Below are 12,354 nucleotides of genomic sequence, written 5' to 3' on the forward strand. Positions count from 1 at the left end.
CCGGACACCGGCTCGCCCGTTTCAGCGATATCAGGAGACATCAACATGCGCGTGACCCAGGGTTGCTTTTCTTTCCTGCCCGATCTGACCGACGAGCAGATCTCCGCTCAGATCCAGTATTGCCTCGAGAAGAATTGGGCCGTGAACATCGAGTTCACCGACGATCCGCATCCCCGCAACACCTATTGGGAGATGTGGGGCCTGCCGATGTTCGACCTGCGTGACGCTGCCGGCATCATGCGCGAGCTGACCGAGTGCCGGAAGATCTACGGCGACCGCTACATCCGCATCTCGGCCTTCGATTCCAGCCATGGCTGGGAATCGACCCGGTTGTCCTTCATCGTCAACCGGCCGCAGAACGAGCCGGGCTTCCGGCTCGACCGGCAGGAAACCGTCGGGCGCAATCAGCGTTATTCGACGCGGTCCTACGCGGCCGAGCGCCCGGAAGGCCAGCGTTACTGATCCCTGGCGGGCGGAGGTCGCTGCTGCGTCTGCGGGTCTGCGGCGTGGCAGGGATCTCCGCCCGGAGCGGCCATATCACCTTGTATTTGCCGTTGCTTCGTTGTTGCCAGGTTCGCAATCGAACGCACGGCGATCTGATGCGAACGTCCAGAACGGAGCACCAGTCGATGATGCAGGCCACGCAGACGGACACCACCGAGGCGACGCCGGTCGACACCGTCGACCTGCGCCGCGAGTTCGAGAGCGTCGATATTGCGCCGGTGCTGGAGCAGCTCGACCGCGAGCTGGTCGGGCTCACCCCGGTCAAGACGCGAATCCGCGAGATCGCGTCGCTGCTGATGATGGAGCGGATCCGCCGCAAGATGGGGCTGGCGACGACGTTTCCGACCCTGCACATGTCGTTCACCGGCAATCCCGGCACCGGCAAGACCACTGTCGCGCTGCGCATGGCCGGCATCCTGCACCGGCTCGGCTTCGTGCGCCGCGGCCACGTCATCAGCGTCACCCGCGACGACCTCGTCGGCCAGTATATCGGCCACACCGCGCCGAAGACCAAGGAGGTGCTGAAGAAGGCGATGGGGGGCGTCCTGTTCATCGACGAGGCCTATTATCTCTACCGTCCCGAGAACGAGCGCGATTACGGCCAGGAGTCGATCGAGATCCTGCTGCAGATCATGGAGTCGCAGCGCGAGGACCTCGTGGTCATTCTTGCCGGCTATGCCGACCGGATGGAGAAGTTCTTCCAGAGCAATCCCGGCTTCCGCTCGCGCATCGCCCATCACATCGACTTCCCCGACTATTCGGAGGCCGAGCTGCTGACGATCTCCGAGATGATGCTGGAAGGGCAGAATTATCGCTTCACGCCGGAGGCCCGCGCCGCTTTCGAAAGATACATCGCCGTCCGGCGCACTCAGCCCATGTTCTCCAACGCGCGCTCGATCCGCAACGCGCTGGATCGGATCCGCCTGCGCCAGGCCAACCGGCTGGTGTCGCGGCTCGACCGCGTGCTGACGTCCGATGACGTGATGTCGATCGAAGCCAGCGACGTGCTGGCAAGCCGCGTGTTCGCCAAGGGGGCCGACGCGGGGGACGGCAGGGTGGAGGTGCAATCATGAGTCTGGCTCTGGTGAGGAACGCGCCGCTCGACGACCTCCGGCGCCGCATCGCCGACGCCGGCGCACTGATCTTCGACGTCGACGGCACGATGGCCGAGACCGAGGAGATCCATCGCGAGGCCTTCAACGAGGCGTTCGTCGCGGTGGGCATCGACTGGCACTGGGGCCGCCGCATCTACAAGGAGCTGCTGCGTGTCACCGGTGGCAAGGAGCGCGTCCGTGCGTTCGACCAGATGCGGCGCACGGGTCCGCCGCTCAGCGACGCCGTCGTTGCCCGGCTTCATCGCATCAAGACGGAGCGGTTTGCCGCGCTGATGGCCGACAAGGGCTGCCCGTTGCGCCCGGGCGTTCAAGCATTACTGGAGGCTGCCTCGGCCCGCGGGCAGCGGCTCGCGATCGCGACGACCACCACGCGCGCCAATATCGATGCCCTGTTGGCGCCCGCGCTGGGCGCGAACTGGGAGGCAGGATTTGCCGCCGTCGTGGCGGCCGACGATGTCGTGCGCAAGAAGCCTGCGCCCGATGTCTACCTGGAGGTCTTGTCGCAGCTCGATCTACCCGCGGCCAGTTGCATCGCGATCGAGGACTCCGGTAACGGGTTGATGGCTGCGACCCGCGCCGGCGTTCCCGTGCTGATCACGCGCAGCCTCTACTTTCATGACGACGCGTTCGACGGTGCGCTTGCCGTGTTCGACGATCTCGGGGAGCTTGTTACCTGAGGTATTTTGAGGTGTTTGTGCTGATGCGTTGCCGATTATGTACGCCACCATGCGCATAGCCGCGTGGCGTGGTTGTTCTATTGCCGTCTCGACAAGAACGTGTAATCCCTTGACGACATATCTTCATGTCGAGTCGAGGTCGTTGAGTATGGCCCGCACGCAGGCCAAATTGAAACGTACGGACGTTGCACGCACGGAAGCGTTTCGCGGGCGGGTGGGACGGCCGCCGAAGGCGCTGGCTGGAAATATCGAGGAACGTATTCTGGACGCTGCGCGCGCGGTGTTTCTCGAGCGCGGCTTTGACGGCGCCAGCATCGACGAGATCGCCGAGCGCGCCCCCGCCAGCAAGCCGACGATTTATGCCCGATACACCGGCAAGGCCGCCTTGTTTGCCGCCGTCGTCGCGCGCTCCATCAACGACGTGATGAATCTCGGGTCCTACACGCCGGTGGCCGGCACCGCACAGGAAAAGCTGGTTGGACTGGCCATCGCCATCGTCGATCGCGCGCTGAAGGACTCGCTGGGATTGTTACGGGTCACGATCGGGGAGGCTTACCGGTTTCCCGATCTCAGTTGTCAGTTTCATGACGTCTCGCGCAAGCGGGCCACCCATGCTGTGGCGGTGCTGCTCGGCGAGACGATCGGCGCCTCGGCCACGACCGCTCGCCGGACGCCGTCGAAGGCGTCGGCCGTTTCTGCCGAGATCTTCATCGATCTGATCGTCATGCCGGTGATCATGCGCTCGCTCATGGGCGAGAGCGAAAGGACGATCCGCAGGGAGCTGCCCGGCTTCGTCCGTGACCGGGTCAAGACGTTCCTGGCGCTGCAGCCGAAGGTCTGAGCAGCGCGATCAGCGTCGCCGGAGCGATGACGGTTCGAGCGTCACCTGCTTGAGATCGTTGCCGCTGACGACGACCACGACGAAGGCGAGCTTGCCGTCCTTGTTCATCAGGCCGCCACTGATCGCCCGGCCGGCCGCCGAGCGCTCGGCGATCCGAATCGCATCCGACATCTTGAGCCGGACCGTGGTGAGGGCAGCCAGGCTGTTACGATCGCTTTCGCTCAGTCCATCCACGGTGGAGAACAGCACGCTGTTGCGCACCTTCGCCGTGGTGCCGTCGATGTCGGATTCCCAGATCCGTCCGCTCTGCAGGGTTCGGACCTTGTAGACGGGCGCGTCGAGCCCACCCTCGAAGCTGATGTCCGCGGTCTTGGAGCCCGGATGAATCCTTTCGGCGATCCGCAGCGCCTGGTGCAGTGACACCTCCGTCCGCCGGAACTTGTCGAGCTCGCGATCGATCGTCTCCTGGCTCAGTGCCGGATCGGTGGAGGCTGACGGATCCCTCTCGGTCTGCATGCCGGAGCCGGTCCCGGCGACCGCGTGCGCCAGGGGCGCCCATGACAGCAGGATCAAGGTCAACAGAATGATTCGTTTCATGACGGCCTGCTGTCTCCGATCTCGGTCGGTGCTTGTAGAGCATTCCCTCGGAAAACGGTTGTGGTAAAACGAAACTGTATCGTTTTATAATTAAGGGCAGCGTATATGTCAAGGTTACGGTACCGGCGGCGTCATGTAGTCGGTGTCGAAGCCGACGCCGTGGCCCTCGGGGATGGAGGGGCGATCGCCGTCATGTTGAAGGCCAAGCCATTGTGCCTGGCGAACTGATAAGGTGGCGGGAGATAGCTCTGGATCTCGCGTTTGCTCTTCATGCCCAGCGAGCGGATCGCGATCGCCTTGGCGCTGTTTTCGACCGGCTGGAAGTCGGTGGACGTCCGCCGTTTATGATGATGTAGATGGCGCTGATCACGATTGCGGGAGCTGCATCCTTGGAACCCGTACGGCCACGCATGTCGATGGGCGGCTGCGCAATCACGGCTGCTCGGCGCGTTCATCTGCGGCTAATACGCCGCCGGCTATGATTTTCTTCCATTTCCGATAGGTTGTCGCCGTTTCAACCGGGAGCGGCCGATATTGCCGCGCAGCGGCGTCCGATGTCCCGATAGGGGTCACGATGCAGGCCGCATCGGCGGACGCGACCAGAGGAGTCTGAATGATTAAGCGCCGGGCCATGATCACCTTCACGTTCACCGTCGCGACGCTGCTCGCAGCCTGCGGCGGCGTTGCGCAAGCGGCGCAGTGCGGTTCGTCGCCGGCGGGGTTCGAGGCGTGGAAGCGCGAATTCAGCGAGGAGGCGCGGGCGAAGGGCGTCGGCGGCGCCGCGATCGCCGCGCTGATGCAGACCAACTACGCCTCCGCGACGATCGCCGCCGATCGCGGCCAGCGCAGCTTCTCGCTGTCGCTCGATCAGTTCCTCGCCAAGCGCGGGGCTGCTGCGATCGTCGCGCGCGGCCGCCAGCTCAAGCAGTCGCAGGCGGCGATGTTCGCCTCGATCGAGCAGCGTTACGGCGTGCCGCCCGGACCGCTGATCGCGATCTGGGGCATGGAGAGCGCGTTCGGCAGCCAGCGCGGCAATCAGCACATGCTGTCGTCGATCGCGACGCTCGCCTATGACTGCCGCCGTCCGGAGTTCTTCACCGACCAGCTCTATGCCGCGCTCAAGCTGATCGACCGCGGCGTGCTCTCGGGCAACACCCGCGGCTCGATGCATGGCGAGGTCGGGCAGACGCAATTCATGCCGAAGAACATCCTCGCTTACGGCGTCGGCAATCTCGACGTCGCCGCCAACGCGCTGGCCTCGACCGCGAACTTCCTGCGCGCCAACGGCTGGAAGGCAGGCGCCGGCTATCAGCCGGGCGAGCCGAACTTCGCCGCCATCGAGGCCTGGAACGCCGCCGGCGTCTATCAGAAGGCGATCGCGCTGATGGGCCGCCAGATCGACGGCGGCGGCTCGGCCGCGGCGCGCTGACGGGCCCGCGACTGATAGACATGTCCAATGAAAAAAGCGGCGCTTCATCACTGAAGCGCCGCTTCTCTTTGGTGTCGGTCAGTCGGCTTGTCGCCTCAGGCCTTCAGATCGAACCGGTCGAGGTTCATCACCTTGGTCCAGGCGGCGACGAAGTCCTTGACGAACTTCTGCTTGGCATCCGAGCTGGCATAGACCTCGGCCAGCGCGCGCAACTGCGAGTGCGAGCCGAAGATCAGGTCGGCGCGGGTCGCCGTCCACTTGATCGCGCCGGACTTGCGGTCGCGGCCCTCGAAGGTGTGCTCGCCCTGATCGACCGGACGCCAGGCCACACCCATGTCGAGCAGGTTGGCGAAGAAGTCGTTGGAGAGCGTCTCGGTCTGCTCGGTGAACACGCCATGCTTGGAGCCGTTGGCGTTGGCGCCGAGCACGCGCAGGCCGCCGACCAGCACGGTCATCTCCGGCGCGGTCAAGGTGAGCAGTTGCGCCTTGTCGACCAGCAGCTCCTCGCCCGACAGCCACTGCTTGCCGCTGAGATAGTTGCGGAAGCCGTCATGGGTCGGTTCGAGCACCGCGAACGACTCGACGTCGGTCTGCTCCTGCGAGGCATCGGTGCGGCCGGGCGCGAACGGCACGGTCACCTCGACGCCGGCCTTCTTGGCGGCCGCCTCGACGCCGGCATTGCCGGCCAGCACGATCAGGTCGGCAAGCGAGATCTTCTTGCCGCCGGAGGCCTGCGCGTTGAACTCCTTCTGGATGGCCTCGAGCGTCGAGAGCACCTTGGCGAGTTCGGCCGGGTTGTTGACCGCCCAGTCCTTCTGCGGAGCCAGGCGAATGCGCGCGCCATTGGCGCCGCCGCGCTTGTCCGAGCCGCGGAAGGTCGAGGCTGAGGCCCAGGCCGTCGACACCAGTTGCGACACCGACAGACCCGAGGCGAGGATCTTCGCCTTGAGCGCCGCGACGTCCTTGTCGTCGACAACGGGATGATCGAGGGCCGGCACCGGATCCTGCCAGATCAGATCCTCCTTCGGCACCAGCGGGCCAAGGTAACGCACCTTCGGACCCATGTCGCGATGGGTCAGCTTGAACCAGGCGCGGGCGAAGGCGTCGGCGAACTGATCCGGGTTCTCCAGGAAGCGGCGCGAGATCTTCTCGTAGGCCGGATCGAAGCGCAGCGCGAGGTCGGTGGTGAGCATCGACGGCGCATGCCGCTTCGACTTGTCATGCGCGTCCGGCACCGTGTTGGCGCCGGCGCCGTGCTTCGGCTTCCACTGATGCGCGCCGGCCGGGCTCTTGGTCAGCTCCCATTCGTAGCCGAACAGATTCCAGAAGAAGTTGTTGCTCCACTTGGTCGGCGTCGTCGTCCAGATCACTTCGAGGCCGGAGGTGATGGTATCGCCGCCCTTGCCCGAGCCGTATTTGCTGGCCCAGCCGAGACCCTGCTGCGCGATGTCGGCGCCTTCCGGCTCGGCCCCGACCAGCGACGCATCACCCGCGCCGTGGGTCTTGCCGAAGGTGTGACCGCCGGCGATCAGCGCCACCGTCTCTTCGTCGTTCATCGCCATGCGGGCGAAGGTCTCGCGGATGTCGCGCGCGGCAGCCAGCGGATCGGGATTGCCGTTCGGGCCTTCCGGGTTGACGTAGATGAGGCCCATCTGCACGGCAGCGAGCGAGCCTGCGAGCTCGCGGTCGCCGCTGTAGCGCTCGTCGGCGAGCCACTTGCCCTCGGGGCCCCAATAGATGTCCTGCTCGGGCTCCCAGGTATCGGCGCGGCCGCCGCCGAAGCCGAAGGTCTTGAACCCCATCGATTCCAGCGCGACGTTGCCGGTCAGCACGAACAGGTCGGCCCAGGAGATCTTCTGGCCGTACTTCTGCTTGATCGGCCACAGCAGGCGGCGGGCCTTGTCGAGGTTGGCGTTGTCAGGCCAGCTGTTCAGCGGCGCGAAGCGCTGCTGGCCGGTGCCGGCACCGCCACGGCCGTCGCCAATGCGATAGGTGCCGGCGGCGTGCCAGGCCATGCGGATGAACAGCGGACCGTAATGGCCGAAATCGGCCGGCCACCAGTCCTGCGAATCGGTCATCAGCGCGTGCAGGTCCTTGACCAGCGCGTCGAGATCGAGGCTCTTGAATTCCTTGGAATAATCGAACGCCTCACCGAGCGGATCGGAGAGGTTCGAGTGCTGATGCAGCACCGACAGATTGAGCTGGTTCGGCCACCAATCCTTGTTCGAAAATCCCTTCAAGCCGCCCGAGAACGGGCACTTGCTGACGTCATCCATGTTTCTCTCCTGACGTGATCGTCATGGTTCCCCCCTGGGGTGGGAGCCGGGACCCTACGCGGCTGCTTCGATCAGGGGAAATTGAGATTGGTGATCGCAACGATAAGATTATCTGATGAACCTGGTCTGACGCCATTCAAACGCATATGGACACGGTGCATGACCGCTGCATCTCAAGATTGTGGTCAGGGAAAATTGACTCCGCGGCGGTGAACGATAAGATAAATTGATGATACATTTGACGATGCGGCAGCTTCGCTATTTCGATGCGCTGGCGCGTCTCGGCCATTTCGGCCGCGCCGCGGAGGCCTGCGCGATCTCGCAGCCGGCGCTGTCGATGCAGATCAAGGAGATGGAGGACGCGCTTGGCGGCGTGCTGCTGGAGCGCAATGCGCGCCAGGTGGTGCTGACGCGATTCGGCGAGCAGCTCGCCGAGCGCGTGCGCGAGATCCTGCGCTCGGTCGATGAGCTCGGCGATTTCGCCCGCGCCTCGCGCGACAAGCTCACGGGCCGGCTGCGGCTCGGCATGATCCCGACGATCGCGCCCTATCTGCTGCCCAAGGTGATCGGGAACCTGACGCGCAGACATCCCGAGATCGACATCCACGTCCGCGAGTCCAAGACGCCGAAGCTGATCGAGGAACTGGTCGAGGGCCGCCTCGATGCCGCGATCGTCGCGCTGCCGGTGTCGGAGCCGTCGCTGACCGAGGTCGCGCTGTTCGCGGAGAGCTTCCTGCTGGTGCGGCCGCCGGAATATGAAGGCGCGGCGGTGCCGAGCAGCGAGATGCTGCGTGAGATGCGGCTGCTGTTGCTGGAGGAGGGGCACTGCTTCCGCGACCAGGCGCTGTCGTTCTGCAACATGCAGGCGCCGCGCGAGATGCTCGATGCCTCCTCGCTGTCGACCCTGGTGCAGATGGTCGGCGCCGGCATGGGCGTGACGTTGATTCCGGAGATGGCGGTCGGCGTCGAGACGCGGTCGGCGTCGGTGTCGCTGGCGCGCTTCGCCGATCCGCAGCCGCAGCGCACGGTCGGCATGGTCTGGCGCAAGACCAGCCCGCTCGCCAAGCAACTGATGCAGATTTCCGAGATCGTCGGCAGCGCGGCCGAGGGTCTGCGCAAGCAGGCCGCGGCAGCGCAGGGCCGCAAACGGCGAAGCTGATCCTTCGGGACCATCCCGTCCGAGGCGGCGTTGTCCTTCCTTAAGGAAGGACATCCTCATGAAATTGGCCTTGATCGCATCCGCTGCTGCGCTCGCGTTGTCGAGCCAGCTCGCCTTGGCTGATAGCAGCGGCACGGGTGGCAGCTGCGCCGGCGCCTCCCGCGACGCGACAACCTCAACGCCGGGCGGACCCGGAAACGCGACGGGGACGACCGGAATGGGATCGGGCGCGGCGGAAGCCGCCGCTGCGGCGGGGAACGGATCGGGGCGCACGCCATCGGCGCCGAATGACGCCACCGGCTTGCTCGACAACAACAGCCCGAGCACCGGCGCCGACAATTCCGGCAGCTCGAGCAATCTCGGCCGGCATTGAAGGGATGTTCGCCGGCGATCGCGCTTTTGCAATGGAACGGTCGCGCCGACAGGTGGTTCGTAGCGACGAGCAGCTCATTTGCTCGTCGCCGCGATCGCGGCGGAGGACTGCGCCGGATGACCTTCGCGGCAGTCATGCGTGATGACCTTGGTCGAGGAGTCCTTGCGATGCGAAGCTTGAACTATGTGGGAGCGCTGGCCCTGTCCGGCGCAATGCTGGCCGGAGCGAGCGCTCCGGCGTTGTCTGCACCCGTCGCTGCGCTGTCGGCCGCGGCGAAGGCCGACGTTGCGCCGCTCAGCACGGTTCAGGTCCGCTATGGCGGCTGGCATGGCGGCGGCTGGCGTGGTGGCGGTTGGCGTGGCGGCGGCTGGGGCTGGGGAGCAGGCGCGCTCGCGGCCGGCGCGCTTCTCGGCGCCGGGATCGCGGCGACGGCATCGCCTTATTACTACGACGATCCCTATTATTATGGCCCGCCCTACGGCTATGTCGGCGTCGGCTACGGGCCGTATTACGGCCGTCCCTACTATGCCCGTCCGTATTGGCGGCATCGCTATTATGGCTGGGGTGGTCCGTGGGGCGGCCCCTGGTGAGATCGGCTGATTGGTTCCGGATGCCCTGTCGTCTGCGCGAGCGATCGCGCAGACGATTTCGTGTTTGCTGCGAGCTGATCGTGATCGCGTGGCAGCCAGAACGCTAAAGGCAAGTTGATCTTGCTCAAAGCTGCTCCTCGCTCCCGTGATCCAATAAGTTCGACACGGGAGAGGAGCCGGAAATGCAAACACCAGTTCAAATCGAATTTGAAGGGATTCGCGTCTCCGCTGAAATCCGGGCTGCCGTTGAGCAACATGTCGCGGAACTGGAGAGCCGCTTTGGCCGGATCACCGCGGCGCGCGTCATGGTCAAAGGTCCGGGCGGTCATCACCAAACCGGCGGTCAATATCTGGTGAGCGTTCGGCTGGCGCTGCCCGACGGTCGGGAAGTCCACGTTGGACGTACCCCGAAGCTGGATGAACGGTACGTCGACTTGACCTTCGCCGTAGACAACGCATTCAAACGCGCGCGTCGACAATTGCAGGACCGGGCGCGACTGATGCGTGGCGATGTCAAGACGCACGAGCCTCAACCGATCGGAACCGTTGCGCGTATCGATCCAAGCGGCCAGTTCGGCTTTCTGGAAGCCGCCGACGGCCACGAAGTCTATTTCAACTGCAATAGTGTCGTTGATGGTGGACCAAGCATCGTGCCCGGCACCCGCGTAAGCTACGTCGAGGAGATCGGAGAGAAGGGACCGCAGGCGAGCACGGTCAGAATGCTCGGAAAACATGGGCTGCGGGCTTAGATCGGCGGCTGAGATGCGAGCGGCGAGCAGGTTTGACGTTGGAGGTGACCGATGATTGGTGATCGCCTGCGTTTGTTCTGTCTTCATGGCACGGAAGGGCTTGGCGAAAAAATCGCTCACGCGCTTGGATGCCGTCTCGCCGCTGTCGAAGAACGCAGCTTCGAGGACGGCGAACACAAGGTGCGGCCGCTGGAGGTTGTCGCCGGCTGCGACGTCTACGTTCTGCACAGCCTCCATGGCGGTCCTGACGAGAGTCCGAACGACAAGCTGTGCCGGTTGCTGTTCCTGGTCGGAGCGTTGAAGGATGCCGGTGCTGCGCGGGTGACGGCGGTCGCACCGTATCTGTGCTATGCGCGAAAGGATCGTCGCACTAAGGCCAATGACCCCGTCACGATCCGTTATCTTGCGACCATGTTCGAGGCGATCGGTGTTGACGCAGTGGTGACCCTCGAAGTTCACAACGAGGCCGCGTTCGAGAACGCGTTCCGTTGCCCATCGGTAGCGCTGAGCACGGCGCCGCTCTTGATCGGCAGGATCAAGGCGATCGCGGCTGATCGGCCGATTGCCGTGGTTTCGCCGGATCTCGGAGGCGGCAAGCGCGCGGACCTGCTTCGCGAGGTTCTGGGGAAAGCGCTCGGCCGTCCGATCGGCAAGGCATTCGTGGAGAAGCATCGCAGCTCCGGCGTCGTTTCGGGCGATTTGTTCGCCGGAGAGGTGGCGAACGCGCTGTGCGTGATCGTGGATGATCTCATCAGCAGCGGTGGAACCCTGGTGCGGGCGGCGAAGGCGGCCCGTGCCCATGGGGCCGAAGAGGTGATAGCTTGCGTCGCGCACGGCCTGTTCATGCCGGGCGCGGCAGCGACGCTCGCCGACCCTGCGATCGGCCGCATCATCGCGACCGACAGCGTGCCACCGTTCAGGCTTCCGCCGGGCGCGGTCCGCGATAAGCTCGAGATTGTCTCGGCGGCGCCCCTTCTCGGAGAGACCATTCGTCGGCTGCACCACAACGAGCCGCTGACGGAGCTGCTTCCGTATCAGGATTGATCCCCGCAATTCAAATTCTGGCTTACGCCGTGAGCTGCCGCTCAAGCTGCGCTGCGTCCGCCTTGGCAAGTTTGAGATAGGTGCGCGCCAGCCGCGGCCATTTTTCCGGCGTCCGTGGATGGGCGTCGGCGAGATGAGCGATGGATAGCCTGGCGCGCAGCATGGCGCGGCCAATCCGATAGAACAAGAACAGTCCGCTGGCCGGGTCATCATTGAGCTGGACGGCCAGATATCGCCGAAGCCTCTCACCGACCCACGGTCCTCCCAATCGAGCGCATTCCAAGTGCAGGAAGGCGATTTCGTCCAGCGCATCCGACGTCCGCAAGCGGGCATTGAACTCCAGGCAGTCGATGATGGGGAAGGGAGGGCTCAACCAGATATGTTCCGGCCGCAGATCGCCATGGCCGTCGACGACGAGCCGGCGATGCACCCGCTGCGCCAGTAGATCGGTCCGCTGCCGCAGGAAACGGCATTGCAGGTTGGCGATGCGCTCGATGGTGCCGCGGGGCAGGTCGAAGGCCGACTCGAGCAAACCTCGCCGATCCGCCAGAACTGCCTTTTGCAGGGTCACCATGTAGCTCTCCGGATTGATCATGATCCGGCGCGCATGCGAATAGAAGCGGCTCAAGCGACTGGCCAAGCCATCGATCTGGGCCTGGGAGACCTTGCGATCGCGAAGCCCGACTTCGAGCGTTTGGCCTTCGTCGAGCCGGCGCATGACGACGAGCCAATCAACGATGTGTCCGCCTCCTCCGATGGCGTAACCACCCGGCGCAGCCGTCAGCGGCACCACGCCGTGATAGACGTCGGGCGCCAGCCTTCGGTTCAGCGAAACCTCAGCGCGGCAGGCCTCTGCGCGGCGCTCAAGGCTGGAGAAATCGAGATATGGAAAATGAACCGGCTTCTTGAGCTTGTAGACGCGCTCGTCAACCATGAAGACCCAGGACATGTGGGTCTCCCGCGTGATCACAGCGTCGGGCGCCGGGACATAACTGTCCGG

14 protein-coding genes are annotated in these 12,354 nt (G+C 64.7%); 10 read left to right on the plus strand and 4 right to left on the minus strand.

Annotated elements, in window-relative coordinates; all coding sequences use genetic code 11:
* The first annotated feature begins 45 nt into the window (after positions 1-45).
* The 4 genes from ACQR1E_RS13370 (at position 46) to ACQR1E_RS13385 (ending at position 3,137) form a co-directional block, all read left to right on the plus strand.
* Complete coding sequence (locus ACQR1E_RS13370; RefSeq protein ID WP_315714341.1) at positions 46-462, plus strand: ribulose bisphosphate carboxylase small subunit; 417 nt, start codon at positions 46-48, stop codon at positions 460-462.
* Between the two features lie 170 nt (positions 463-632).
* Positions 633-1,577: a CbbX protein gene (gene cbbX, locus ACQR1E_RS13375; protein ID WP_316192035.1), complete on the plus strand. Its 945-nt coding sequence runs from the start codon at positions 633-635 to the stop codon at positions 1,575-1,577.
* Positions 1,574-2,296, plus strand: coding sequence for an HAD-IA family hydrolase (locus ACQR1E_RS13380; RefSeq protein ID WP_315714342.1), 723 nt, complete (start codon positions 1,574-1,576; stop codon positions 2,294-2,296). The genes cbbX and ACQR1E_RS13380 overlap by 4 nt, the downstream gene beginning before the upstream one ends.
* Before the next feature lie 148 nt (positions 2,297-2,444).
* Complete coding sequence (locus ACQR1E_RS13385; RefSeq protein WP_315714343.1) at positions 2,445-3,137, plus strand: TetR/AcrR family transcriptional regulator; 693 nt, start codon at positions 2,445-2,447, stop codon at positions 3,135-3,137.
* 9 nt (positions 3,138-3,146) lie between these two features.
* Here ACQR1E_RS13385 and ACQR1E_RS13390 read toward each other — a convergent pair whose 3' ends face one another.
* Together ACQR1E_RS13390 and ACQR1E_RS13395 are read right to left on the minus strand one after the other, a co-directional pair.
* Positions 3,147-3,734, minus strand: coding sequence for a PepSY domain-containing protein (locus ACQR1E_RS13390; protein ID WP_315714344.1), 588 nt, complete (start codon positions 3,732-3,734; stop codon positions 3,147-3,149).
* 432 nt (positions 3,735-4,166) lie between these two features.
* Entirely contained in the window at positions 4,167-4,379 is a 213-nt protein-coding gene (locus ACQR1E_RS13395) for a hypothetical protein (protein WP_434897259.1), read from the minus strand.
* On the opposite strand from ACQR1E_RS13395, the gene ACQR1E_RS13400 reads away from it, so the two are divergent.
* Positions 4,348-5,163 (plus strand): lytic murein transglycosylase, encoded by an 816-nt coding sequence (locus tag ACQR1E_RS13400; protein ID WP_409977953.1) that lies wholly within the window; start codon positions 4,348-4,350, stop codon positions 5,161-5,163. The two genes, ACQR1E_RS13395 and ACQR1E_RS13400, sit on opposite strands and share 32 nt — an antisense overlap.
* 95 nt (positions 5,164-5,258) lie before the next feature.
* Here the strand turns inward: ACQR1E_RS13400 and katG are convergent, their stop codons facing one another.
* Positions 5,259-7,439 (minus strand): catalase/peroxidase HPI, encoded by a 2,181-nt coding sequence (gene katG, locus ACQR1E_RS13405; protein WP_315714346.1) that lies wholly within the window; start codon positions 7,437-7,439, stop codon positions 5,259-5,261.
* 229 nt (positions 7,440-7,668) lie between these two features.
* Here katG and ACQR1E_RS13410 point away from each other — a divergent pair, with 229 nt between their 5' ends.
* The 5 genes from ACQR1E_RS13410 (at position 7,669) to ACQR1E_RS13430 (ending at position 11,354) form a co-directional block, all read left to right on the plus strand.
* Positions 7,669-8,598 carry a hydrogen peroxide-inducible genes activator gene (locus ACQR1E_RS13410; RefSeq protein ID WP_315714347.1) on the plus strand — a complete coding sequence of 310 codons (930 nt, stop codon included), beginning with the start codon at positions 7,669-7,671 and terminating at the stop codon, positions 8,596-8,598.
* Between the two features lie 58 nt (positions 8,599-8,656).
* The gene (locus ACQR1E_RS13415; RefSeq protein ID WP_315714348.1) at positions 8,657-8,971 is read left to right on the plus strand and encodes a hypothetical protein; all 315 of its coding nucleotides are present in this window, start codon (positions 8,657-8,659) and stop codon (positions 8,969-8,971) included.
* A 167-nt stretch (positions 8,972-9,138) separates the two neighbouring features.
* Positions 9,139-9,561 (plus strand): hypothetical protein, encoded by a 423-nt coding sequence (locus ACQR1E_RS13420; protein WP_315714349.1) that lies wholly within the window; start codon positions 9,139-9,141, stop codon positions 9,559-9,561.
* A 182-nt stretch (positions 9,562-9,743) separates the two neighbouring features.
* Positions 9,744-10,310: an HPF/RaiA family ribosome-associated protein gene (locus ACQR1E_RS13425; protein WP_316169195.1), complete on the plus strand. Its 567-nt coding sequence runs from the start codon at positions 9,744-9,746 to the stop codon at positions 10,308-10,310.
* Between the two features lie 51 nt (positions 10,311-10,361).
* Complete coding sequence (locus ACQR1E_RS13430; protein WP_316186779.1) at positions 10,362-11,354, plus strand: ribose-phosphate diphosphokinase; 993 nt, start codon at positions 10,362-10,364, stop codon at positions 11,352-11,354.
* 22 nt (positions 11,355-11,376) lie between these two features.
* Here the strand turns inward: ACQR1E_RS13430 and ACQR1E_RS13435 are convergent, their stop codons facing one another.
* On the minus strand, positions 11,377-12,303 hold the full coding sequence (locus tag ACQR1E_RS13435) for a hypothetical protein (RefSeq protein WP_434897154.1): 927 nt from the start codon (positions 12,301-12,303) through the stop codon (positions 11,377-11,379).
* Positions 12,304-12,354: the final 51 nt, after the last annotated feature.

The sequence above is a fragment of the Bradyrhizobium sp. HKCCYLRH1030 genome (genome assembly GCF_051168395.1).
Lineage (GTDB): Bacteria > Pseudomonadota > Alphaproteobacteria > Rhizobiales > Xanthobacteraceae > Bradyrhizobium.